This is a genomic window from Pseudomonas sp. P65(2024) (assembly GCF_057480955.1).
In genome coordinates, this window is sequence record NZ_JBLIYX010000010.1 from 122,051 (window position 1) to 145,407 (window position 23,357).

At 65.9% G+C, this 23,357-nt stretch carries 28 protein-coding genes, 1 pseudogene and 1 riboswitch; of the genes and pseudogenes, 6 read left to right on the forward strand and 23 right to left on the reverse strand.

All coding sequences use genetic code 11. From position 1 onward, the window contains the following. Nucleotides 1–32: 32 nt before the first annotated feature. Nucleotides 33–962, reverse strand: coding sequence for a LysR family transcriptional regulator (locus AC25MA_RS15440; protein ID WP_213883228.1), 930 nt, complete (start codon nt 960–962; stop codon nt 33–35). A 116-nt stretch (nt 963–1,078) separates the two neighbouring features. On the opposite strand from AC25MA_RS15440, the gene AC25MA_RS15445 reads away from it, so the two are divergent. After that, complete coding sequence (locus AC25MA_RS15445; protein ID WP_028690889.1) at nt 1,079–1,339, forward strand: DUF2798 domain-containing protein; 261 nt, start codon at nt 1,079–1,081, stop codon at nt 1,337–1,339. A gap of 180 nt (nt 1,340–1,519) precedes the next feature. On the opposite strand, the gene AC25MA_RS15450 is transcribed toward AC25MA_RS15445, so the two are convergent. The 15 genes and pseudogenes from AC25MA_RS15450 to cobO form a co-directional block, all read right to left on the reverse strand. After that, nucleotides 1,520–2,071, reverse strand: a complete 552-nt coding sequence (locus AC25MA_RS15450; protein WP_028690890.1) for a glutathione peroxidase — start codon at nt 2,069–2,071, stop codon at nt 1,520–1,522. A 46-nt stretch (nt 2,072–2,117) separates the two neighbouring features. Beyond that, a complete protein-coding gene (locus AC25MA_RS15455) occupies nt 2,118–2,240 on the reverse strand; it encodes a hypothetical protein (RefSeq protein WP_256582037.1) in 123 nt (40 codons plus the stop codon). Next, on the reverse strand, nt 2,237–3,439 hold the full coding sequence (locus tag AC25MA_RS15460; protein WP_213883229.1) for an MFS transporter: 1,203 nt from the start codon (nt 3,437–3,439) through the stop codon (nt 2,237–2,239). The genes AC25MA_RS15455 and AC25MA_RS15460 overlap by 4 nt, the downstream gene beginning before the upstream one ends. Nucleotides 3,440–3,503: 64 nt before the next feature. Beyond that, entirely contained in the window at nt 3,504–3,908 is a 405-nt protein-coding gene (locus tag AC25MA_RS15465; protein ID WP_069017443.1) for a MarR family winged helix-turn-helix transcriptional regulator, read from the reverse strand. Between the two features lie 42 nt (nt 3,909–3,950). Next, a pseudogene (locus AC25MA_RS15470) lies at nt 3,951–4,142 on the reverse strand (glycosyl hydrolase); the annotation flags it as partial. Nucleotides 4,143–4,302: 160 nt separating this feature from the next. Beyond that, entirely contained in the window at nt 4,303–5,037 is a 735-nt protein-coding gene (locus AC25MA_RS15475; protein WP_213883230.1) for an adenosylcobinamide-GDP ribazoletransferase, read from the reverse strand. A 1-nt stretch (nt 5,038) separates the two neighbouring features. After that, complete coding sequence (cobC, locus tag AC25MA_RS15480; RefSeq protein ID WP_069017441.1) at nt 5,039–5,608, reverse strand: alpha-ribazole phosphatase family protein; 570 nt, start codon at nt 5,606–5,608, stop codon at nt 5,039–5,041. Beyond that, nucleotides 5,605–6,660: a nicotinate-nucleotide--dimethylbenzimidazole phosphoribosyltransferase gene (gene cobT, locus AC25MA_RS15485; RefSeq protein WP_028690896.1), complete on the reverse strand. Its 1,056-nt coding sequence runs from the start codon at nt 6,658–6,660 to the stop codon at nt 5,605–5,607. The genes cobC and cobT overlap by 4 nt, the downstream gene beginning before the upstream one ends. Further along, nucleotides 6,657–7,178, reverse strand: a complete 522-nt coding sequence (gene cobU / locus AC25MA_RS15490) for a bifunctional adenosylcobinamide kinase/adenosylcobinamide-phosphate guanylyltransferase (RefSeq protein WP_028690897.1) — start codon at nt 7,176–7,178, stop codon at nt 6,657–6,659. Before cobU ends, cobT begins: the two co-directional genes overlap by 4 nt. Before the next feature lies 1 nt (nt 7,179). After that, a complete protein-coding gene (locus AC25MA_RS15495; RefSeq protein ID WP_213883231.1) occupies nt 7,180–8,634 on the reverse strand; it encodes a cobyric acid synthase in 1,455 nt (484 codons plus the stop codon). Then, a complete protein-coding gene (gene cobD, locus AC25MA_RS15500; protein ID WP_088851798.1) occupies nt 8,631–9,623 on the reverse strand; it encodes a threonine-phosphate decarboxylase CobD in 993 nt (330 codons plus the stop codon). The genes AC25MA_RS15495 and cobD overlap by 4 nt, the downstream gene beginning before the upstream one ends. Further along, entirely contained in the window at nt 9,616–10,524 is a 909-nt protein-coding gene (cbiB, locus tag AC25MA_RS15505) for an adenosylcobinamide-phosphate synthase CbiB (RefSeq protein WP_062363768.1), read from the reverse strand. Before cbiB ends, cobD begins: the two co-directional genes overlap by 8 nt. Then, nucleotides 10,521–11,171, reverse strand: coding sequence for a 5,6-dimethylbenzimidazole synthase (gene bluB, locus AC25MA_RS15510; RefSeq protein ID WP_028690901.1), 651 nt, complete (start codon nt 11,169–11,171; stop codon nt 10,521–10,523). The genes cbiB and bluB overlap by 4 nt, the downstream gene beginning before the upstream one ends. Continuing rightward, nucleotides 11,168–12,463, reverse strand: coding sequence for a cobyrinic acid a,c-diamide synthase CobB (locus AC25MA_RS15515; RefSeq protein WP_028690902.1), 1,296 nt, complete (start codon nt 12,461–12,463; stop codon nt 11,168–11,170). Before AC25MA_RS15515 ends, bluB begins: the two co-directional genes overlap by 4 nt. Next, nucleotides 12,460–13,071: a cob(I)yrinic acid a,c-diamide adenosyltransferase gene (gene cobO / locus AC25MA_RS15520; protein WP_028690903.1), complete on the reverse strand. Its 612-nt coding sequence runs from the start codon at nt 13,069–13,071 to the stop codon at nt 12,460–12,462. Before cobO ends, AC25MA_RS15515 begins: the two co-directional genes overlap by 4 nt. A 113-nt stretch (nt 13,072–13,184) precedes the next feature. Then, nucleotides 13,185–13,403, reverse strand: a riboswitch (cobalamin riboswitch). A gap of 150 nt (nt 13,404–13,553) precedes the next feature. Between cobO and AC25MA_RS15525 the strand changes: the two genes are divergently transcribed. Then, a complete protein-coding gene (locus AC25MA_RS15525) occupies nt 13,554–14,132 on the forward strand; it encodes a hypothetical protein (protein WP_028690904.1) in 579 nt (192 codons plus the stop codon). A gap of 53 nt (nt 14,133–14,185) precedes the next feature. On the opposite strand, the gene AC25MA_RS15530 is transcribed toward AC25MA_RS15525, so the two are convergent. From AC25MA_RS15530 to AC25MA_RS15550, 5 genes are all read right to left on the reverse strand, one after another. Continuing rightward, nucleotides 14,186–14,719, reverse strand: coding sequence for a C40 family peptidase (locus tag AC25MA_RS15530; RefSeq protein WP_028690905.1), 534 nt, complete (start codon nt 14,717–14,719; stop codon nt 14,186–14,188). Nucleotides 14,720–14,865: 146 nt separating this feature from the next. Then, nucleotides 14,866–15,501 carry a C40 family peptidase gene (locus tag AC25MA_RS15535; protein ID WP_028690906.1) on the reverse strand — a complete coding sequence of 212 codons (636 nt, stop codon included), beginning with the start codon at nt 15,499–15,501 and terminating at the stop codon, nt 14,866–14,868. Between the two features lie 125 nt (nt 15,502–15,626). Further along, nucleotides 15,627–16,331, reverse strand: a complete 705-nt coding sequence (gene hda / locus AC25MA_RS15540; RefSeq protein ID WP_028690907.1) for a DnaA regulatory inactivator Hda — start codon at nt 16,329–16,331, stop codon at nt 15,627–15,629. A 208-nt stretch (nt 16,332–16,539) separates the two neighbouring features. After that, entirely contained in the window at nt 16,540–17,613 is a 1,074-nt protein-coding gene (locus AC25MA_RS15545) for an AI-2E family transporter (RefSeq protein ID WP_213883232.1), read from the reverse strand. Nucleotides 17,614–17,624: 11 nt separating this feature from the next. Beyond that, nucleotides 17,625–18,680 (reverse strand): DUF2066 domain-containing protein, encoded by a 1,056-nt coding sequence (locus tag AC25MA_RS15550; protein WP_186596719.1) that lies wholly within the window; start codon nt 18,678–18,680, stop codon nt 17,625–17,627. Between the two features lie 342 nt (nt 18,681–19,022). Here AC25MA_RS15550 and purM point away from each other — a divergent pair, with 342 nt between their 5' ends. From purM to AC25MA_RS15570, 4 genes are all read left to right on the forward strand, one after another. After that, the gene (gene purM / locus AC25MA_RS15555; RefSeq protein WP_028690910.1) at nt 19,023–20,081 is read left to right on the forward strand and encodes a phosphoribosylformylglycinamidine cyclo-ligase; all 1,059 of its coding nucleotides are present in this window, start codon (nt 19,023–19,025) and stop codon (nt 20,079–20,081) included. Next, nucleotides 20,081–20,725, forward strand: a complete 645-nt coding sequence (gene purN / locus AC25MA_RS15560) for a phosphoribosylglycinamide formyltransferase (protein WP_186596721.1) — start codon at nt 20,081–20,083, stop codon at nt 20,723–20,725. The genes purM and purN overlap by 1 nt, the downstream gene beginning before the upstream one ends. Nucleotides 20,726–20,733: 8 nt before the next feature. Beyond that, the gene (locus AC25MA_RS15565; RefSeq protein ID WP_069017438.1) at nt 20,734–21,444 is read left to right on the forward strand and encodes a DUF3108 domain-containing protein; all 711 of its coding nucleotides are present in this window, start codon (nt 20,734–20,736) and stop codon (nt 21,442–21,444) included. A gap of 193 nt (nt 21,445–21,637) precedes the next feature. Beyond that, nucleotides 21,638–21,820, forward strand: a complete 183-nt coding sequence (locus tag AC25MA_RS15570) for a hypothetical protein (RefSeq protein WP_028690913.1) — start codon at nt 21,638–21,640, stop codon at nt 21,818–21,820. Nucleotides 21,821–21,866: 46 nt separating this feature from the next. Here AC25MA_RS15570 and AC25MA_RS15575 read toward each other — a convergent pair whose 3' ends face one another. Next, nucleotides 21,867–22,406, reverse strand: coding sequence for a DUF2058 domain-containing protein (locus tag AC25MA_RS15575; protein WP_486972195.1), 540 nt, complete (start codon nt 22,404–22,406; stop codon nt 21,867–21,869). Between the two features lie 27 nt (nt 22,407–22,433). Next, nucleotides 22,434–23,267 carry a nucleoside triphosphate pyrophosphohydrolase gene (mazG, locus tag AC25MA_RS15580; protein ID WP_028690915.1) on the reverse strand — a complete coding sequence of 278 codons (834 nt, stop codon included), beginning with the start codon at nt 23,265–23,267 and terminating at the stop codon, nt 22,434–22,436. Between the last annotated feature and the right edge of the window lie 90 nt (nt 23,268–23,357).

Consider the following 23,357-nt stretch of genomic DNA (forward strand, 5'->3'; position numbering starts at 1 on the left):
CAGCATGAAGAACCGCCCTCGTGGCGGTTTTTTCATGCCTGTGCGCACCACTGCTGGCCCAGGCACTGCTGCAGGTATTCCATGAACACTCGCACCTTGGTCGTCATTGCAAAGCGGTCAGCCAGGCACAGGTATATATCCATCGGCTCGGTCTGGGCATAGGCCTGCCCGCTGTCGCCGAATTCAAACAGCGGCACCAGCCGGCCGGCATCCAGGTGCGGGCGCACGACGAACTCGGCCAGGCGGGTAATACCACCATCATTCAGCGCCATCTGGGTTAATGCGTCGATATCATCACTGATCAGCACCCGACCGAAGCGGGCCTCGAAGCGCATACCGTCACGCATGAATCCCCAGGGCAGGAATCGGCCATCCACCGGGTAGCGGAACACTAAACAACTGTGATCGTGCAAAGCCTCTGGTGTGGCCGGCAAACCGGCCCTGGCCAGGTAGCCGGGTGCTGCGCAGCAGATGAAAGGAATACGGGCTATATGCCTAGCCAACAAGTGGTCTTCCAGCTGCGGCGTGATGCGCAGGCTCACATCCACGTCTTCGCGGGCGTGATTGACCTTGCGATCAGCCATCACCAACTCTATCGAAAGCAGCGGATACCGGGCGCTAAATGCCGGGATGAGCGGCGCCAGCACGTGCCGTCCGAAGGCCGATGTCGAGGCAATGCACAAGCGCCCCTGAGGCTCGCTGTCCGGCGTGGTGACCGCAAGCTCGGCCTGGGCAAGATCACGCTCGATATGCCGTACGCGCTCGTAGTACAGGCTGCCGGGCGGCGTCAGGGCCATGCTGCGAGTGGTGCGGGTCAGCAAGCGCACCTGCAGATGCGTCTCCAGCCGCGCCAGGTTCTGGCTAACGGCTGCGGGGCTGAGACCCAGATTGCGAGCACCGCCGGCAATGCTGCCGGCTTCGACGACCTTGATGAAACTGCGGATGGCGTTGAGCAGGTCCATGGGATGCCTGGCTGATTCGTAAGTTTCTCTTTATAAAGAACTCAGTGAACAGCGTCTACAGCGTCGCGTACAGCCCTTGTTAACCTGCACGCTCATTCATTCGAACAGAGGCCCCCATGAACGAATTGTCCTCGATCCGGAATCGTCGCAAATTGCGCGCAGGCGCCACACCCTATGTGTTCGCGTTCTACATGTCAGCGATCATGGCATTGTTGATGTGCTTCGTGATTACCGCCGCCAATGGCGGGGTCGCTGCCGACTACCTGCACAACGTACTCAAGGCGTACCAGCTGGCGATGCCCGTAGCGTTCTTCTGTGTATTGATGGTGCGACCAGTAGTCATTCGACTGGTTGCGCTGACTGTGCACCCCGAGTAAGCGAGGCGCTTATCTACTAGCTAGACAATGTCACTTCGTAGCTGGGCAAAAATAATTGCAGCTTCACCAGTTGGCTAACCAGCAGGCGCGTATCCGGGCAATTACTGGCTCAGTGAAGCCATCAACATCCTCCTGCCGAAACTGGCCTATATACCAGTTCGGATAGGCCGCTCATGGTCCTCAAGGCTGCGAAGCAATCGCCTTGTCGATCGCCGCCCTGAACGCCGGATCATCAGGCTTGGTCAGGCTGGAAAAGTTGCCGATCACCTTGCCCTTGCGGTCCACCACATACTTGTAGAAGTTCCACTTCGGCGCGCTGCTCTGCCGGGCCAGCTCGACGAACAGCGGGATCGCGTCCTTGCCGCGCACCGGCTGGGCCTTGGTCATGGTGAAGGTCACGCCGTAGTTGGCATAGCAGACCTTGGCGGTCTTGTCGCTGTCGGCGTCTTCCTGCTTGAAGTCGTTGGACGGCACGCCGAGCATTTCCAGGCCCTGTTCGCGGTAGTCCTTATAGGTAGCTTCGAGGCCTTCGAACTGCGGGGCGAAGCCGCAGTAGCTGGCGGTGTTGATCACCACCAGCGGCTTGCCGGCGAAACGCTGGCACAGGTCGATCTGCTCCTTGCCGCGCAGCTCCGGCAGGCTGCCCTGGAGCAACGCCGGACAATCGGCTGCCCAGCTCGAAGTGGCTGCGGCCAGGGCCAGCAAAGGGAGGGTTAGCCAGCGGGCATGCATGATAGCGGTCTCCTGCACATGATTCCTTGATTGTGCAGGGTAGCGCTTAACACAGGCTCATGCCCAACTGCATCAACGCCAGCCCGCCCTTGTGCCAGCCCCACCACACCAGCGCCAGCACCAGTATCGCGGCGATCAGCAGCAAGCCACGCCCGAGCAGGCCGTTCACGCGGTCTGGGCCTGCAGGCGGGCGACCGGGCGCTCGCGCACCGGCCAGTTAAGGGCCGCGGCCAGCAGGCTGAGCAGGATCGAGATCTGCCACACCAGGTCATAGCTGCCGGTCTGGTCATAGACCACCCCACCCAGCCAGCCGCCGAGGAACGCGCCCAGCTGGTGGAACAGGAACACGATACCGCCGAGCATCGACAGGTTGCGCACGCCGAACAGCGTGGCAACGGTGCCGTTGGTCAGCGGCACCGTGGACAGCCACAGCAGGCCCATGGCAATACCGAACAGGTAGGCACTGAACTGGGTCACCGGCGCCCAGAGGAACAGCACGATGACCACGGCGCGCAGCAGGTACAAGCCGGTCAGCAGGCGCGGCTTGGACATGCGCCCGCCGAGCCAGCCGGCGGTATAGGTGCCGACGATATTGAACAGGCCGACCAGCGCCAGCACGGTGGTGCCGGTTATCGCCGGCAAGTGCTGGTCGACCAGGTAGGCCGGCAGGTGCACGCCGATGAACACCACCTGGAAGCCGCAGACGAAGAAGCCTAGCGCCAGCAACCAGAAGCCGGAGTGCGAGCAAGCTTCGCGCAGCGCCTGGCCAAGGCTCTGTTCGGCGCCATGGCTAGGCAGCGGGTTATCACGCAACAGGCCTACGAACGGCACGATCAACGCCACCATCAGGCCCAGCACCAGCAAGGCCGCCGACCAACCCAGCCACTGGATAAGGCCCAAGGTGCCGGGAAGCATGGCGAACTGGCCAAAGGAGCCGGCGGCGCTGGCGATACCCATGGCCATGCTGCGCTTTTCCGGCGGCACGGCGCGCCCGACCACCCCAAGGATCACCGAGAACGAGGTGCCGGACAGGCCGATGCCGATCAGCAGGCCGGCGCTCAGCGACAGCGACCAGGCCGAGTCGGCCATGCCCATCATCACCAGGCCAGCGGTGTAGAGGATGCCGCCGATCACCACCACCTTGGCCGCGCCCAGGCGGTCGGCCAGGGCGCCGGTAAACGGCTGGGCCAGGCCCCAGATCAGGTTCTGCAAGGCGATGGCGAAGGCGAACACCTCACGGCCCCAGCCGAACTCGGCGCTCATCGGCGCCAGGAACAGGCCGAAACCATGTCGCACCCCCAGCGACAGCGCCAGGATCAGCGCCGCCCCCAGAAGTACCCAACCGCTGCTCCGCCAAAGGGAAGTCATTGTCGTTGTCTCCAGCCCATCGCAAGGTTTATGCGGGTATATACCCGCTTTCTATCGTAGTCGTTCAGGCAAGCTGCTCCAGCAAGCGCACCAACTCGTCACGCTGGCTTTCGCCCAGCCGTTCCACCAACTGCCTCTGGGCCTGCTGCCAAGCCGGGTAGGCGGCGTCCAGGCACGCCCTGCCCGCTTCGCTCAGCAGCACCACGCGATTGCGCTGGTCGTCGCCGTCGGCAAGACGCACCAGGCCGTCGGCCTCGAGCACCTTGAGATTGCGGCCCAAGGTACTGCGCTCCAGGCCCATGGCCTCGGCCAGGCAGGTGATGCTGGGGCGGTCGAGGCGCTGCACCTGGCGCAGCAGGGAAAACTGGGCGACATTGATGCCGAAGCCGGCAAGGGCCTCGTCGTAATGTCGGCTCACCCCACGGGCGGCGCGACGCAAATGGGTACAGATGCATTCACTGGTCAGCATGGATACGTGTATATACCCGCATTATGGATGTTGCAAGAAATTTCACGGTGTCGGTTTGGGTAGCAGGCGCTGGCGGATCGGCTCGAACTCAGCCGTGGCCTTGCGCGGCAAGGGGTCCGGCGCGGCGTTCTCGATGGCTTGCCAATAGCGCCACGGCACCTTGGCCGAACCCAGCTCGTAATCCATGCCATCCCAACTGTCCTCACGGAAGCTGTAGAAGGCCCAATGCAGTTGCTGGTGGCCAGCAGACTGGCGAGCATCCAGGGGTGCATGGCAGGGGCTCCTGGTGGTTTTGAGGAGCGAACGAGGATAAGCGCAATACGTGGAATTGGTTTCCGAGATCCATGCAGGGCACATCCTGCCCCCTGTGGAAGCGACACAAACCCAAGGGCTGCTAGACTAACAGCGCCAGGGTAACCACCACCGTCAGCTCCAGCAGTTCCAGCAACGCCCCAGCCGTATCCCCTGTGGTTCCCCCCAACCGACGGCACATCAGCAGACGCAGCCACACGAATACGAGCAACGCCGCCAGCAGCGGCCACACCACCGCCCAGCCTCCCAGCGCCAGGCCGACCAGCGTACAGCCCAGCAATACCCAGCCCGCACCGCGCCGGGGCAGGTGTTCGGCCAAGGCCGCGCCCAGCCCGCCCGCGCGCACGTAGGGCGTGCCGAGAAACAACCCGAGCATCGCCGCCCGCCCCACCACCGGAGCCAACACCAACAGGCCGTCAGCGCCCCGCTCGACCAGCACCCAGAGGGCGCAGAACTTCAGCAGCAATACCAGCACCAGCGTGACCACGGCAATCGGCCCGCTACGCGGGTCCTTCATGATCTGCAAGGTGCGCTCGCGATCACCGAAGCCCCCCAGCCACGCATCAGCGCTGTCGGCCAGGCCGTCCAGGTGCAGCCCGCCGCTGAGCAGCACCCACAGCGCCAGCAACAAGGCCGCGTGCAAGGGCGCCGCAGTGCCTTGCAGCAGATGGCTGGCCAGCGACAGCAACAGGCCAAACAGCAGCCCCACCAGCGGATAGCACAGCAGCGAGCGCCCCATCTCGCGGGGCTCCGGCATGCCCGGCAAGCGGACCGGCAAGCTACTGAGGAACTGCAGGGCGATCCAGAACGGCAGCATCTCAACCCACCTCGCGCATTTGCCCGTCGTGATCCAGCATCAGTCGCACCAGCGCGCCGTGCCCGACCTCGACCTGCAGCAATTGCTCACGCGGCAAGCCACGTGCCCGTGCCAGGAGAAGACGCATCACCCCACCATGGGTGACCAGCAGCACGCGCTTGCCTGCATGCACACGGCGCAAACCCTCGACCGCCGCCAGCACCCGTTCGGCAAAGGCCAGCACCGGTTCGCCGCCCGGCGGGGTGAAGGTATACGGATCATTCCAGAACTGCCCCAGGGCATCGGCGTCGACCTGCATGATCTGCGCAGCGCTTTGCCCTTCCCACTCACCGAAGTGCAGCTCGCGCACACCAGCCTCGCGCAGCACCGGCAGGTTCAGGCGCGCGCCCAGCTCATCGGCGAACGCCGCGCAGCGCTGCAGCGGCGAACTGACCAGCACGTCCCAGGGGCCGACGTCGGTGACGGCCTGGCGCATCTGCGCCCAGCCAGTCTCGGTCAAGGCGTCGTCGAGGCTGCCGCGCAAGCCACCCCCTTTTTCCGTCTCGCCGTGGCGCAGCAGGTCGAGGATCATGCCGGGCGATCCGCCACCGCCGCCTCGGCGAAGGTCGCCATTTGCCCATGCAGCGCGCAGGCCAGGCGGATCAGCGGCACCGCCAGCGCCGCACCGCTGCCCTCGCCCAGGCGCAAGCCCAGGGTCAGCAGCGGCTCGGCTTCCAGGGCCGCCAGCAAGGCCTTGTGCCCCGGCTCGGCGCCCTGGTGGGCGAACAGCAGCCAGGGGCGGCACTGTGGATTGAGGCGTACCGCCACCAGGGCGGCGACACTGCAGATGAAACCATCGACCAGTACCGCCACGCCATGCTGGGCGCACGCCAAGTAGGCGCCGGCCAGCGCGGCGATCTCGAAGCCGCCGACACAGGCCAGCGCCTGCAACGGCTGGTCGGCGCGCAGACCGTGCAGCACCAGGGCGCGCTCGATCACTTCGGCCTTGTGCCGCACGCCGGCGCTGTCCAGGCCGGTGCCCGGGCCGCTCAGCTCACGCGCCGGGCAGCCCAGCAACGTGCTGGCCAGCGCCGCCGCCGCGGTGGTGTTGCCGATGCCCATTTCCCCGCCGATGAACAGCTGAGCGCCGTTGTCGAGTGCGCGCAGGGCGCTGTCGCGTCCGGCCTGCAGCGCCGCAGCCAGTTGCGCATCGCTCATCGCCGGCTGACAGGCGAAGTTGGCCGTGCCAGGCCCAAGACTCAGGTGATGGACACCGGGCAGTTGCAGCGTCGGGTCGATGGTACCGAGGTCGACCACCTCAAGGTCTGCGTCCAGCTGGCGCGCCAGCACGCTGATCGCCGCGCCACCGCCGACGAAATTGCGCAGCATCTGTCCGGTCACCGCCTGCGGGTAGGCAGAGATGCCCTCCTCCACCACGCCATGGTCGCCGGCGAAGATCGTGATGGCGATCCGCTCCAGGCTGGGACGCTCGCGCCCTTGCAGGCCGGCCAGGCGTATCGCCAGGCCTTCGAGTTGGCCGAGGGAGCCGGCCGGTTTGGTCAGCTGCTGCTGACGAGCGCGGGCCTGGTCCATGGCGGCGGTGTCGAGGGGTTGGCAGGCGTCACGCCACCACATCTGGGTCATAGGGCAGGTCCTTTGAGCATGAGAGGGAGACCAGCGACAGTCAGCACCACGCGTTGGCAGCGCTCGGCCACGGCCTGGTGCAGCGTGCCCGCCAGGTCGACGTAGCGACGGGTCAGTTCGCCCATGGGCACCACGCCCAGGCCGGTTTCGTTGCTGACCAGGACAAGGGTGCCCGGCAGCTGTTCCAGGCAATCGAGCAGCGCATCGCGCTCCTGCGCCAGGCGCAGGTCATCCTCGAGCATCAGCAGATTGGTCAGCCACAGGGTCAGGCAGTCCACCAGCAGGCAGCGCCCTTCGGCGGCTTCGGCGTACAGCACATCAGCCAGCGCCAGGGGTTCCTCCACCAGCCCCCAATGGGCCGGACGGCGCTCGCGGTGCAGACGCACCCGTTCATTCATCTCGCCATCCAGCGGCTGGCTGGTGGCGATATAGGTCACCGGCAGGCCGCTGGTCTCGGCCAGTTGCTCGGCCAGGCGGCTCTTGCCCGAACGGGCGCCGCCGAGGATCAGGCTGCGCATGTCAGACGACTCCACACAGTTGGCGCAGGCGCGCGGTGTCCAGGTGCTGCTCGACCAGGTCGGCCAGGCGTTCGATATCGCGTTCGCGCAGGGCCTCGTAGTCGATGGCCTGCACATCGGCCAGACCCGCCCAGCGCAGCAGCGCGGCGCACGACTGGCTGCCCTCGAACAGGCCATGCAGGTAGGTGGCGAGGATCTGCCCGTCGGCGCTGATGGCCCCGTCGGCGCGGCCATCGGCCAGTAGCACCGCCGGACGCTCCAGCGCCGGACCGTGGGTAACCCCGGCATGGATCTCGTAACCCGACACCGGAACCTGCTCGAGATCGAGCGTGCCGGCCACGTTGCGCAGCTGCTTCTCGGCCTCCAGCACGGTGCTGTAGGCCAGCAGGCCGAGGCCCGCACTGGAGCCGGCGGGCCCTTCCAGGCCCAGTGGATCATGCACCTGCTCGCCGAGCATCTGCAGGCCACCGCAGATGCCGATGAGCTTGCCGCCGTAGCGCAGGTGCCGGGCGATGGCGGTATCCCAGCCACGCTCGCGCAGTTGCGCCAGGTCGCCGCGCACGCTCTTGGAGCCGGGCAGGATGATCAGGTCGGCGGCTGGGATCGGCTGGCCCGGGCCGATGAACTGCAGGTCCACCTGCGGATGCAGGCGTAGCGGGTCGAAGTCGGTGTGGTTGCTGATTCGCGGCAGCACCGGGACGATCACCTTGAGCACGCGCTCGCCCTTCGCCCCCTGGCGGGTATCGATCCCGTCCTCGGCCTCCAGGTGCAGGTCGGTGACATAGGGCAACACGCCCAGCACCGGCTTGCCGGTGCGCTGCTCCAGCCAGTCCAGGCCCGGTTGCAGCAAGGCAATGTCGCCACGGAAACGGTTGATGACAAAGCCCTTGACCCGCGCCTGCTCGCTCGCCGACAGCAGTTCCAGGGTGCCGACCAGGTGGGCGAACACGCCGCCGCGGTTGATGTCGGCCACCAGGATCACCGGGCAGTCGACCGCCTCGGCGAAGCCCATGTTGGCGATGTCGCCGGCACGCAGGTTGATCTCCGCCGGGGAGCCGGCGCCTTCGACCATCACCACCGGGTAGGCTTCGCTCAGGCGCTCGTGGGACGCCAGCACCGCCTGCATGGCGATGGCCTTGTAGTCGTGGTAGGCGACGGCGTTCATGCTGGTCACCGCGCGGCCATGGACGATCACCTGGGCGCCGGTGTCGCTGTTGGGCTTGAGCAGCACCGGGTTCATGTCGGTGTGCGGCGCCAGCCGGCAGGCCTGGGCCTGCACCGCCTGGGCGCGGCCGATCTCGCCACCGTCGGCGGTCACGGCGCTGTTGAGCGCCATGTTCTGCGGCTTGAACGGCACCACGGCGATGCCCTGGCGCAGCAGCCAGCGGCACAGGGCGGTCACCAGCGTGCTCTTGCCGGCATCGGAGGTGGTGCCTTGCACCATGAGGGTGGTCATGCCGATTCCTTCTGATAGTCCGCCAGGGCCTGGGCCAGGCGTTGTTCGTCAGCGGCCGTGGCGGGCAGGCCGAAACGCAGCGCGGGCGGCTGATCGAACAGGCGCACCAGAATGCCGCGGCGGGCGAGAAAGTCATGCAGGTGCGCGGCGCGCTCATCACGCACGTACTGGAACAGGTCGCAGCCGCCACTGGGTGGCAGGCCCGCGCCGTCGAGCAACGAGGCCAGGCGCTGGCTGGCCTGGGCGCAACGGGCAATCTGCGCCAGGTGCGCCGCGTCGTCGGCGAAACAGGCCTGCCCCAGCACTCGGGTCGGGCCGCTGACGGCCCAGGGCCCGAGTGCCTCGGCCAGACGTCGCAGCACATCCGCCTGGGCGACGACGAAGCCCAACCGCACACCGGCCAGGCCGAAGAACTTGCCGAACGAGCGCAACACGATCAGGCCAGGTTGCCCGGCCTGCTCGACCACGCTGTGTTCGGGCGTATTGTCCATGAAGGCTTCGTCCACCAGCAGCCAGCCACCGCGCTCGGCCAGACGCGCATGCCAGGCCAGCAGGCGTTCGCGGGTTACCCGACGGCCGGTGGGATTGTTGGGGTTGACCAGCACCAGGACGTCAAGACTGTCGAGCACGTCCTCGACCTCGGTCTCGTCCAGTTCGACCAACGTGTGCCCTGCCCGTGCCCAGGCATGCGGATGCTCGGCATAGCACGGCGACAGGACCCCGACCCGCCCGCTCGGGCGCAGGTGCGGCAAGGCCTGGATCGCCGCCTGGGAGCCGGCCACCGCCAGCAACGGCTGCGCGCCATAGTACTTTCGCGCCGCCGTCTCCAGGCCGTCTTCGGTCTCCGGCAGACGGGCCCAGGCCTCCAGCGGAATCGGCGGTATCGGATAGGACCATGGCGCGATACCGCTGGACAGGTCGAGCCACTGCTCCCGTGGAATGGCGTACTGTTTCACCGCCCGCAGCAGGCGGCCACCGTGTTCAAGCATTCAGATAGGCTCCCACGCAGATCAACAGCACCCACAACCACACGCCGCGCTGCACCAGGCTCCAGCCGCGCTCGATGGCCTGGGCGTCGGCCATCGGCCCTTCACCCAGGCGCGGTCGTTCATGCAGCTCGCCGTGATACACCGCCGGGCCGCCCAGCTCCACGCCCAGCGCGCCGGCACCCGCGGCCATCACCGGGCCGGCGTTGGGGCTATCCCACAGCGGCGCCTGGTTGCGCCAGCAGGCCAGGGCCAGGCGGGTCTTGCCCAGCAGCGCATAGGTCAGCGCCACCAGCCTGGCGGGAATATAGTTCAGCCCATCGTCGATGCGCGCCGCGCACCAGCCAAAGCGTTCGAAGCGCTCGTTGCGATAGCCCCACATGGCATCCAGGGTATTGCTCAGGCGGTACAGCACCACCCCCGGCGCACCGGCCACGACAAACCAGAACAGCGCGGCAAACACCGCGTCGCTGCCGTTTTCCAACACCGACTCGGTGGCCGCCCGGGCCACGGCGGGCTCGTCCAGCTCGCGGGTTTCGCGGCTGACCAGGTAACCGACACGCCGCCGCGCCTCGGCCAGGTCCCCCTGGCGCAAGGCCTGGGCCACCGGCAGCACATGCTCGCCCAGGCTGCGCAGGCCCAGGGCGCAGTACAGCGCCAGCACATCCACCAGCCAGCCGATGTACGGCAGCCAGGACAGGATCAGCGCCAGCAGGGTCAGCGGCACCACCGCCAGGAACCACGCGGTGACGCCATGGCTGCGCCAGCCGCGCCCACCGGCGTTGAAACGTTGCTCCAGGCGCGAGGCGAAGTTGCCGAAGCCCACCAGCGGATGACGCCGGCGCGGCTCGCCCAGCAGCGCATCCAGGGCCACGCCCGCCACGGTCAGCAAGGCCACGCTCATGGACGCTCTCCCCAATGGTTCTCGTACAGCATCTCGCTCAAGGGCCGCTGTTCGGCCCAGTCTTCCAGCACCAGCATCGGCGCCGGATAGAACTCTGTCACCGGCCCCAGGCACAGCACCGCCATGGGCTTGGCGCCCGCGGGCATGCCCAGCAGTTCGGCCAGGGCCTCGGGGTCGAACAGCGATACCCAGCCCATGCCCAACCCTTCGGCGCGTGCCGCCAGCCACAGGTTCTGGATGGCGCAGGCCAGCGAGGCCAAGTCCATCTCGGGCAGGGTGCGGCGGCCGAAGACATGCGCCTCGCGCTTGTCCATCAACGCGGCCACCAGCACTTCGGCGCAGTCGTTGATGCCTTCGACCTTGAGCTTCATGAATTCATCGGAGCGCTCGCCCAGGGCCTCGGCGGTGCGCACCCGCTCCTGCTCCACCAGCGCCTGGATCCGCTCGCGCAAGGCACGCTGGCTGATACGGATGAACCGCCACGGCTGCATCAGGCCTACGCTGGGCGCCTGGTGGGCGGCGGCGAGCAGGCGTCCGAGCAACTCGGGGGCCACCTCGCCCCCGGCAAAATGGCGCATGTCGCGGCGTTCGCCAATGGCCCGGTAGATGGCCTGGCGTTCGGCTTCGCTGTAGGCGTGTCGGCTCATGGTCGCAGCAGCGCCGCCGCCGCGTCGGGGTTGGAGGGGAAGTAGAAGTGCACGTAGGAGGCGGTCAGACGCCCCAGACGATAGACCGCCTCGTTGCCCCGACCGCCGTTGGGGCTCTGGCCGCGGGCGATCGGCGCAAGCTCCGTGCTGGTCAGCGAGTGGTGGTAGGTGTGGCCTCGCAGGGTGCCTTCGGGTAGTTCGACCGCCTGCAGGGCCAGGGCCGCCAGGCGCTTCTGCATGGTCGCCTCGCCCGGCAGCAAGCCCAGCAGCGTGGCGCGCTCGCCCGCCACGTCGGTCAGCGCGTCGAGCAGGTAGAGCATGCCGCCGCACTCGGCCAGCAACGGCTTGCCGGCGGCATGATGGGCGCGGATCGCTTCCAGCATCGGCGCGTTGGCGGCCAGCGCCTGGTGATGCAGTTCGGGGTAGCCGCCGGGCAGGTAGAGACTGTCCACCACGGGTAGCTCGCGGTCATGCACCGGCGAGAAGAATTCCAGGTGCGCACCGAGGCCACGCAGCAGGTCAAGATTGGCGCCATAGGTGAAGGCGAAGGCCTCATCACGGGCCACACCGATGCGCGCCCCGGCCAGCGACGCAGTCACATTCACAGGCTCAGGCTCGGCAAAACGGACCGGTGGCGGCAGCGCGGCATCGCAACTGGCGCCCAGGGCTTCGGCGGCGGCATCCAGGCGTGCATCCAGGTCGTTCAACTCGCTGGCCTGGACCAGGCCAAGGTGACGGCTGGGCAGCTCGATGCCGCGCTCGCGGGACAACCCGCCGTACCAGCGCAGGCCTTCGGTCAGGCTGCCTTCGAGCAGTTGCGCATGACGCAGGCTGCCGACCCGGTTGGCCAGCACCCCGGCGAACGGCAGGTCGGGCTGGTAGCGCGCCAGGCCTAGAGCCAAGGCACCAAAGGTCTGGGCCATGGCCGTGCCGTCGATCACCGCCAACACCGGCACGCCGAAGTGGCGCGCCAGGTCGGCGCTCGACGGCGTGCCGTCGAACAGGCCCATCACGCCCTCGATCAGGATCAGGTCGGCCTCGCCCGCCGCTTCCCACAACAGGCGGCGACTCTCCTCGGCGCCGATCATCCACAGGTCGAGCTGGTAGACCGGCGCACCGCTGGCGCGCTCGAGGATCATCGGGTCGAGAAAGTCAGGCCCGCACTTGAACACCCGCACCGTGCGCCCGAGGTTGCGGTGCAGGCGGGCCAGGGCGGCAGTGACCGTGGTCTTGCCCTGGCCCGAGGCCGGGGCCGCGATCAGCACGGCGGGACACTGGCGCGACTCACTCACAGTTCAACGCCCTTCTGCGCGCGGATACCGGCCTGGAAGGCGTGCTTGAGCATGCCCATCTCGGTGACGGTGTCGGCCAGTTCGATCATCTCCGGCTTGGCAGCGCGCCCCGTGACGATCACATGCTGCATCGGCGGACGCGCCTGGATATCCGATAGCACCTGGTCGAGGTCCAGGTAGCCGTGCTTGAGGGCGATGTTCAGCTCATCGAGCACGACGAACTGGATAGAGGGGTCCTGCAGCAACTGCCGCGACACCGCCCAGGCGGCCTCGGCAGCGGCGATGTCGCGCTGGCGGTCCTGGGTTTCCCAGGTAAAACCCTCGCCCATCACGTGATAACGCACCTGCTCGGGAAATCGGCGGAAAAACAGCTCCTCGCCGGTGCTGTTGCGGCCTTTGATGAACTGCACCACGCCGCACTGCATGCCATGGCCAAGGGCGCGGGCAAGCATGCCGAAGGCCGAGCTGCTCTTGCCCTTGCCGTTGCCGGTCAGCACCAGCAGCAGGCCGCATTCATTGGGGGAATTGGCGATGCGCTCGTCGATGATCGCCTTCTTGCGCTGCATGCGCGCCAGGTGACGTTCGTCGCGTTCGATGGATTCGCTCATCAGGGGTCTCCGCAGGCTGTCGCAGCGGCGGCGACAGGTAAAAGGCAGGCAGACGAGGAGCGCGCAGGAGGCATGGCAAGGGCCACATCGCACCGCGCATCACCCTCCGTGATGCCGTTTGGCAGTGACAGGCCGGTCTCCGGGCTCATGAGCGGGCGCAGGCCCTGGCTACGCGCCTTCCCGGACATGGACATCCAGTGGCCTTGCGTAGCCGTCGACTCATCTACCGTTGCGGGGGCAGCGCCGGACTCGCGCCTACTGGCGCCCACCGGCTTCCCAGTTTCACCCTGCCGAACCGCAGCTCGCGGGGCACCTGAAGCACGCCGCGAAGGTTAGAGGGTTGCACCGGGAGCGTCAATCGAGCGAGGGCCGATCTGGCCTGGATCAATGGCCGATTCACCAGCTTGTGCCACACTCAGAGCAGTGATATCACATAGCCATCACCCGGCCAACCCGGATCACAATGACAAGGAGAGCGCAGCATGCAAGGCCTGATGATCAACAACCCGCGCCTGGAGTTCCTGCGCCCGGCCCTCGAGCGCTGGGTCGACTGCATCGACCGCTTCAACCAGTTGCAGGGCGACAACGAGGCGCCCTACTGGCACGGCACAGCCAGCAACGTCGGCCTGCTCGCCGCTGCAGCCTGGCAGGGTGAGTTGGTGGCGCTGGAACGGCACATGAGCAAGAAACAGCGCGACGAGGGCGAGCGCGACGGGCGCTGCGACCTGTCGATCAGCAGCGCCGAGGAGTCGCTGTACCTGCACGCTGGCCAGCGCTGGCCGCGCATCGCTCGCCTCGACCTGACAGCGGCCCTGCAGGAAACCGCCGCCCTGGCCAAGCCGATCGCCTATGGCAGCCAACTCAAGGCTGGGGCACTGTTCGTCACACCGTGGAAGGCCGGCCAGCATGCCAGCCCCGAGGAACTGCAGGACCTGGTGGACGATCTGCAGAAGCACACGGCCTGTGCGCTTGCCTGGTACTTCCCGTATGCCTACCGCAAGCTGCACAACGAACTGGGGCAGTACTATCCCGGAGTGGCGCTTCTGCTCAAACAGGCTTGATGCCAGCCAGGCAATACTGGACCAAGTTCATACCCTGCCCGCGCCGGTAGGTATCAGGGATTCTGCGCCAGATGCCCCGGCGGCAGCACCCGTTTGGCCTGGAGGTAGGCCTTGGCCCAGTAGCTGTTGGACAGGTAGTCCAGGCGCACGGTGCCGCCCGTCGACGGTGCATGCACGAAGCGCCCTTCACCGACGTAGATGCCGGCATGGCTGACCTGCGACCCGCCGCTGGTGGCAAAGAACACCAGATCACCCGACTGCAGCGAATTGATATCCACATTTGGCGCGCGCATGACGATCATCTCGCGAGTCGAGCGTGGCAGACTGATACCCGCCGCATCACGGTAGACATAGCCGATCAGGCCGCTGCAATCGAACCCGGCATCCGGTGTATTGCCACCCCAGCGATACGGTGTGCCCACCAGGCCGATGGCGCGAAACAATACATCGTCGGCCGCAGGCGACGAAGGCGCCTGATTGAACACCATCGGCTGTTTGGGCGTGGGCGCCGGCGCAGGTGCACGGCTGGAGCAGGCCGCAAGCAGGGCCACCAGGGAAAAGAATGCGAAGCGCGCCAACATCGCCATGATGCGAACGTCCTGTCGAAAATCCGACGGCCACGGCCGAAGGTAAAAAGAGTTGAGAATTTAGATTAGACGCTTTCTGTAAATGCGCACGGCGGCGAGCTTTTCAGCTACGCCGCCGTGCGAGGTTACAGCATTTTGATATCAAATCAATTGCGCGAGATCGTGGTCGGCGCCATGGCGAGCGCGCGTTTGGCCTCGATGAAGGTCTTGCTCCAATAGCGATCGCCCAGGCTGTCGATACGCACACCACCGCTGCGGCGGCTGCTGGAGTGGATGAACTGGTTGTCACCCAGGTAGATGCCGGCATGGCTCACGCGGCCACGGCCGTTGGTGCTGAAGAACAGCAGGTCGCCGGGCTTGAGCTTGTTACGGGCGACCTTGGGCGCGTCGACGTTGATCATCTCGCGGGTCGAGCGCGGCAGGTTCATGCCCGCCTCTTCGCGGAACAGGTAGCCGATGAAACCGCTGCAGTCGAAGCCGGACTTCTCGGAGGTGCCGCCGAAGCGGTAGCGGGTGCCGATCAGGGCCATGCCGCGTTCGAGAATGCTGTCGGCCAGCACAGGCAGCTGGTATGGCTTGCCGTTGCTGGAGAAGGCGTCGAGGTCGTCTTCGCTGGCCAGCTCTTCCTCGGTGAATACGGAAGAGGCGGAAGCCTTGGCCTTGACCGATTGCTCGGCGGCCACGCGGTGGTCCTGCGAGGGTGCGACCGGGCCGGTGGAGGCACAGCCGTAAAGAAGGGTGACAAGTGCAAGTGGCACGAGGGGTGCGAAGCGCTTCAGCATGGGCACGACCGTGTCTGTAGTCCTTTAGAAGGGGGAAACTATGCCTTCTATCGGACCCATTTGCAAATTTTATCGAAAAAGATGTGACTTTTCCGTTTTGATGCTCTGGCACCGTGTTCTCAGGGCTACCAGCCGAGGGTTTCCTTGAGGAACGGGATGGTCAGCTTGCGCTGGGCCTGCAGGGAGGCCTGGTCGAGGCGTTCGAGGAGGTCGAACAACGCGCTCATGCTGCGCGTACCGCGGGTGAGGATGAAGTGGCCGACCTCGTCGGTCAAGTGCAGGCCACGGCGCGAGGCACGCAGTTGCAGGGCGCGCAGCTTGTCCTCATCGGACATCCCACGCATCTGGAAGATCAGCGCCAGGGTCAGCCGCGACTTGAGGTCGGCCAGTTTGATCGGCAGTTCCCGTGGCGAACTGGACGCCGCCAGCAGCAGGCGCCGGCCGCTGTCGCGCAGGCGGTTGAACAGGTGAAACATCGCCTCTTCCCAGTCCGCCTTGCCGGCAATCACATGCAGGTCGTCGATGCACACCAGCTCGTACTGTTCGAGGTAGTCGAGCAGTTCGACGCCGCGATCAAGCAGTTGCGCCAGGGGCAGGTAGACAGCGGGTTGGCCCAACTGCTGGAAACGCTGGGTGGCGGCCTGCAACAGGTGGGTGCGGCCCACGCCCTGCTTGCCCCACAGGTAGATGAGGCTTTCGGTCCAGCCGGCGTCGGCTTCGCACAGCCGCTCGACATAGCCCAGTGCCGCGGCATTGGCGCCGGGGTAGTAGTTGATGAAGGTGGCGTCGTCGCGCAGACGCACACCCAGGGGCAACTGGATCGGTTTCATGCTCGCGGGCGGTCGCGGGGACCACAGGGGGCCTTTGATGAACAGTGTGCAAAGTCTATACCCGCAGCGCGGACGGCACAATCGGCGAGGGGAATAGCGCAAGTAAAATCAAGTAGTTGCACTGTTTCACAAGCATCGCGGGGCAAGCCCGCCCCCACGTTATAGCCTCTGCCAGGGTAGCGTGGGAGCGGGCTTGCCCCGCGATTGATCATAGGTCGGGGTCGATCTCCCCGGCATACATGTCCGATTCCTTGTACAGGTCATGCACATGCCGCAGCAGCACCATGATCACCGCCGCCACCGGCAACGCCAGCAACACGCCGGTAAAGCCGAACAGCTCGCCGCCGGCCAGGATCGCGAAGATCACCGCCACCGGGTGCAGGCCGATGCGGTCGCCCACCAGCAGCGGTGTCAGCACCATGCCTTCAAGCGCCTGCCCAACCATGAACACCGCGACGATGCCCAGCATCGGGTAGAGCTCGCCGCCGAACTGGAACAACCCGGCGACCAGCGCCGCACCGATGCCGATGATGAAGCCCATGTACGGCACGATCGCCGCCAACCCCGCGAGCATGCCGATCAGCAGGCCCAGCTCCAGGCCCACCAGCATCAGGCCGGTGGAATAGATGACGCCCAGCGCCAGCATCACCAGCAACTGCCCGCGCACGAACGCCCCCAGCACCTCGTGGCACTCGCCGGCCAGTCCCACTACCTGCGGTTCGCGTTGACGTGGCAGCAGGCTGCGCAGCTTGGCTATCATCAGGTCCCAGTCGCGCAGCAGGTAGAAGCCCACCACCGGGATCAGCACCAGGTTGGCCAGCCAGCCAATCAACGCCAGGCTCGAAGCAGTGGCCTGGGACAGCAGCACCCCGACGATGTCGGTGGTCTGGCCCATGTGCTCGCCGATGGCGGCCTTGATCTTGTCGAATTTCCAGAACCCATCGGCCAGGCCCAGGCGGCTCTGCACCCAGGGCAGCGCCACATGCTGCAGCCAGTCGAGCATCTGCGGCGCCAGTTCGTACAGGCGTAGCAACTGCTTGGCCAGCATCGGCACCAGCACCAGCAGCAGGGCCAGGAATATCAGGGTGAACAGGCTGAACACCACCACCACGCCCCAGGTGCGCGACAGGCCGAACCGTTCCAGGCGGTCGACCAGCGGGTCGGCCAGGTAGGCCAGCAGGATGCCCACCAGGAACGGCGAGAGAATGTTGTGCAGGAAGTACAGCAGCACGGCAATCACAAAAGCCGCGCCCAGCCAGATCCAGCGACGCAGGTCAGTCATTCAGCCACTCCTTACCAGCGAAAACGCAAGCCGTCGAACGGCTTGGCGGCGGTGGCCGGCGGCGTGGCGCCGGCCGGGTCCTGCGTGTTTGGCGCAGGTGTCGCGGGCACGGGCTCGGCAGGCAGTTCCTGGAGCTTGGCCAGACTTAACTGCGCGCGCAGTTGCTCACGATTGCCGCTGACGCGGTAGGTCAGGGTGCCGCCATCGGCCATCTGCAGGCGCGCGCCATAGGGCTCCAGGACTCGGCTGAGCTCGGCGTAGCGTTGCAGGTTCATGCCCTGGACCTGCACCTCTAGCTCGCTGCTGGCGCCGGGACGGGTGACGTAACGCGGCGCCAGGCGGTTGCTCACCGCCAGCAGCACGGCATCGGCCAGGGCCGCCTGGTCGGCGCCCTCGGCGCTGCCCTGCTCGCGCTGGTCGCCCAGCCACAACTGCCACTTGCCCTGCCACTTGCCGTCGGCTTCATGGGCGTGCACCGCCAGCAGCGCATCGGCGCCATAGCGCTCGGAGGCCTCGCGCAGCGGCGCCGGGTCGTTGCCTTCGAGCAGCTTGGCATTGGCCACCAGTTGTTCCTGCAGGTCGGCCAACGGCAGGCGCAACGGCAGGCCGCGGTGCTGGGCGGCCCGGCGCAGGGGTTCGGCGACAGCTTGGCCATCGCCGACCAGGCTACTGCCCTCGACGCTGTCATTCAGCCACCAGCCAAGAATCGACGGCCGGTTGCTGCCCCACAGCGCCAGGCCAGCTTGGCGCAGGGCGCGCTCGGTGCTGCCGGGGTCGAATTCGACCAGCACCGACTCCGGCGGCCCGGCTTCGGTGCCGACCTGGTTGATGATCTGCTGCGGGTCCTTGCGCAGCGCGGCCAATGCCGGGTTCTGCACCGCCTTGGGATCGCCGGTCAGGCGCAGCACCAGGGTATCCAGGGCCTTGCCGGTCGCCTGGGCGCGGGCTTCGCTGCCCTGCCCTTCGACAGGCTCGCGCACCTGATACAAGCCAGAGATGGTTTCGGCCTGGGCGACGGTGCCGGCCACAACCAGGCAGGCGCCAGCGAGGAAATTGAGAAGACGCATTGAGGATTCCTGTCCAGATGACCTTGGGGCGACACGCCCTTGCCTGTCGGCTGTGACCGCGCAACCACGGCAAATACTCCGCGTTGCCGGCCCGTTGCGTGGGTCGCCATGCCTATACCTTATACAGGCACCGGCGCGCCAACCAGTCACAGGGGGTGAAACACGGTTTTTTGCCCAGATTTCCCGCCTGCCCGTCGGCCTGAGGATGGCCGCCTTGGGGCAACCCTGATAAAATCGCGCGCCTTCGCAGACCAGTGACGTACAGGCAGCCGCCGTTTCTGAAACCGGCCTTGGCCGTCCCGGTCGTTTTTCTGAATCCCTCCCTCCTAAAGGCCTGGATCAATGAGCAAGCAACCCTCCCTGAGCTACAAAGACGCCGGTGTAGACATCGACGCCGGCGAAGCACTGGTCGAACGCATCAAGGGCGTCGCCAAGCGCACCGCACGTCCTGAAGTCATGGGTGGCCTGGGCGGCTTCGGCGCCCTCTGCGAGATCCCGGCCGGCTACAAGCAGCCGGTGCTGGTCTCCGGCACCGACGGCGTCGGCACCAAGCTGCGCCTGGCGCTGAACCTGAACAAGCACGACAGCATCGGCCAGGACCTGGTCGCCATGTGCGTCAACGACCTGGTTGTATGCGGCGCCGAGCCGCTGTTCTTCCTCGACTACTACGCCACCGGCAAGCTCAACGTCGACGTGGCCGCCACCGTGGTCACCGGCATCGGCGCCGGTTGCGAACTGGCCGGCTGCTCGCTGGTCGGTGGTGAAACCGCCGAGATGCCTGGCATGTACGAAGGCGAAGACTACGACCTGGCCGGCTTCTGCGTCGGCGTGGTGGAAAAGTCCGAGATCATCGACGGCTCGAAAGTGGTCACCGGCGACGCCCTGATCGCGCTGCCATCCTCCGGCCCGCACTCCAATGGCTACTCGCTGATCCGCAAGATCCTCGAGGTTTCCGGCACCGACATCGACAACACCCAGCTCGACGGCAAGCCGCTGGCCGACCTGCTGATGGCGCCTACCCGCATCTACGTCAAGCCGCTGCTGCAACTGATCAAGCAGACCGGCGCTGTCAAGGCAATGGCCCACATCACCGGTGGCGGCCTGCTGGACAACATCCCGCGCGTACTGCCAAAGGGTGCCCAGGCCGTGGTCGACGTGGCCAGCTGGCAACGTCCGGCGGTGTTCGACTTCCTGCAGGAAAAAGGCAACGTCGACGAGCATGAAATGCACCGCGTGCTGAACTGCGGCGTGGGCATGGTCATCTGCGTGGCTCAGGACCAGGTCGACAATGCCCTCAACGTGCTGCGCGCCGAAGGCGAGCAACCGTGGGTGATTGGCCGTATCGACGTGGCCGCCGAAGGCGCCGCCCAGGTCGAGCTGCAGAACCTCAAGGCACACTGATGCCCTGCAATGTAGTCGTGTTGCTGTCGGGCTCCGGCAGCAACCTGCAGGCACTGATCGACAGCAACAACGCCAGCGACAGCCCGGCACGCATCCGCGCGGTCATCTCGAACCGTGCCGATGCTTACGGCCTGGAACGTGCCAAGGCCGCCGGCATCGAAACCGCCGTGTTGTCGCACACCGGGTTCGACGGGCGCGAAGCCTTCGACGCGGCGCTGATGGCGCTGATCGACGGCTTCCAGCCCGACCTGGTGGTGCTGGCCGGTTTCATGCGCATCCTCAGTGGCGATTTCGTGCGCCACTACCAGGGCCGCCTGCTGAACATCCACCCGTCACTGTTGCCCAGGTACAAAGGCCTGCACACCCACCAGCGCGCGCTGGAGGCGGGCGACGTCGAGCATGGCTGCAGCGTGCACTTCGTCACCGAGGAACTCGATGGCGGGCCTCTGGTCGTACAGGCTGTGGTGCCCGTGGCAACGGATGACACCGCGCAGACGCTCGCCCAGCGCGTGCACCTGCAGGAACACCAGATCTACCCGCTGGCGGTGCGCTGGTTCGCCGAAGGACGCTTGCGTCTGGGCGGACAGGGTGCATTACTGGATGGCCAGCCGCTGGCGGCCAGCGGTCACTTGATTCGATCCTAGGAGAATTTATGCGTCGCGCCCTGCTCTTGGCTCTCGCCGTGCTCGCCCTGCCCCTCCAGGCAGCTGATCTGAAGCCTTTCGCGGCCAGCTACACCGCCGACTGGAAACAGCTGCCGATGAGCGGCACCGCCGCGCGCAGCCTGGAAAAGAACGCCAACGGCACCTGGAGCCTGAACTTCAAGGCTTCGATGATGATCGCCAGCCTGACGGAGCAAAGCACCCTCAAGTTCGACAACGACACCCTGCTGCCGCAGCAGTATCACTTCGAACGTGGCGGCCTGGGCAAGGCAAAGAAGGTCGACCTGAACTTCGACTGGGCCAGCAAGAAGATCACCGGCAGCGACCGTGGCGATGCCATCAACCTGCCGCTCAACCGCGGCGTGCTGGACAAGTCGTCCTACCAGCTGGCCCTGCAGCATGACGTGGCCGCCGGCAAGAAGAGCATGACCTACCAGGTGGTCGACGGTGACGAGATCGACACCTACGACTTCCGCGTGCTGGGCACCGAGAAAGTGACCACCAAGACTGGCCAGGTCGACGCGATCAAGGTCGAACGCGTGCGCGACCCGAGCCAGAGCAAGCGCATCACCGAGCTGTGGTTCGCCAAGGACTGGGACTACCTGCTGGTGCAGCTGCGACAGGTTGAGACCGACGGCAAGGAGTACGTGATCGTGCTGCAGGATGGCACGGTCGATGGCAAGGCGGTCAAGGGTAACTGATACCGCTGCCTGCAACGCCCGAAGCCCCGCCTTGTGCGGGGTTTCTTTTTTGCCGCACACCGCTCCCACAGGGATGCGTTGCCCTTGATGAAACTTGTTTCATCGCTGTTTTATTTACTTAGCCTGCTAACAAATTCTATAAAGGAGTCCTGCGACACAGTGCCGCAGCCAACCCAAGCAGTGGAGTTTGACGATGACAGTCCAGGTAACCGAACGCGACGAATCGAAAATGTCCCACGAAGGCCAAGCCGCTGGCCTGCGGATCTGGGACGTGCATCAGCAAGGCCAATTGGTCGGCATGTTCCATGACGAGCAACAGGCTCACCAGTACCGCATGGAGCTTGAATACCTCGAGCGCCAACGCCCGGCGCAGTGACCCGGCCCTGCAACGAAAAACCCCGCCAAGGCGGGGTTTTTCGTGCTTACCACATCAGATCGTCTGGGATCTTGTAGGCTGCGTACGGATCGTCCTCGTCCGCTTCCTCGACATGGGTGTTGAGCAGCAGGATACGGTTGGGGTCACGCTCCTGGATCTTCACCGCCGCCTCGCGCGGGATCACTTCGTAGCCACCACCATGGGCGACGATGGCCAACGCGCCATTGCTCAGCTTGCTGCGCATCAGGGCGTTGACGGCGATGCGCTTGACCTTCTTGTCATCGACGAAGTTGTAGTAGTCCTCGGTGGTCAGCTTGGGCAGACGGGTCGCCTCGATCAGTTGCTTGATCTGCGCGGCACAGGCCTTCTGCTCGGCCTTCTCCTGGACCTGACGGTTCAGCTCCTGGTCCTTCTTGGCCTTCTCGGCCATGGCTTCCTTGGCCAGGCGTTTCTGGCTGTCGTCCACCTCCACCTGGCCCTTGTGTTCCAGGCGTTTCTGTTTCTTCTCGGCTTTGTTGGTCTGCGAGACCTGTTTCTGGTTGACCAGGCCGGCTTTGAGCAATTGGTCGCGAAGGGAAAGGCTCATGGGTGTTCTACTCACTTATGCATCGGCTCAGCCGCAGCTGGGCAGGTTCTTTTCCTGACGCTTGGCCTCGCCCCACAGGGCGTCCAGCTCGTCGAGGGTACGATCTTGGATGTTCAGGCCCTGCGCGCGCAATGCCTGTTCGATGAATCGGAAGCGCCGCTCGAACTTGCGGTTGGCGCGGCGCAAGGCATTTTCCGGGTCGTGCTTGAGGTGCCGGGCCAGGTTGACGGTGGCGAACAGCAGGTCGCCCAGCTCGTCCTCCAGCGCGTCGCTGTCGCCATCGGCCATGGCCTGCAGCACTTCGTCGAGCTCCTCGCGGACCTTGTCCAGCACCGGCAGCGCCTCGGGCCAGTCGAAGCCGACCGTGGCGGCGCGCTTCTGCAGTTTGGCGGCGCGGGACAGCGCGGGCAAGGCCGCGGGCACATCGTCGAGCAGCGACAACTGCTCGGGCTCGCTTTTTTCGGCGCGCTCCTCGGCCTTGATCTCCTCCCAGCGCGACTTGATCTGCGCCTCGCTCAACGCCGGGGTCTCCAGCGGCGCGTACAGCTCGCCGGTGGGGAACACATGGGGGTGGCGACGGATCAGCTTGCGGGTGATCGAATCGACGACGCCGTCGAACTCGAAGCGCCCTTCTTCACGGGCCAGCTGGCTGTAATAGACCACTTGGAACAGCAGATCGCCGAGCTCGCCCTGCAGGTGCTCGAAGTCGCCGCGTTCGATAGTGTCGGCGACTTCGTAGGCTTCCTCGAGGGTGTGCGGGACGATACTGGCGTAGTCCTGCTTGAGGTCCCAGGGGCAGCCATATTGCGGGTCACGCAGGCGGGCCATGAGGTGCAGCAGGTCTTCAAGGGTGTAGGTCATATCAAGTCTGTTCCTAGGCGAGGGCTTCGCCCTCGATCACCGGCAAGCCGGCTCCCACAGGGTACAGCTCGATCCTGTGGGAGCCGGCTT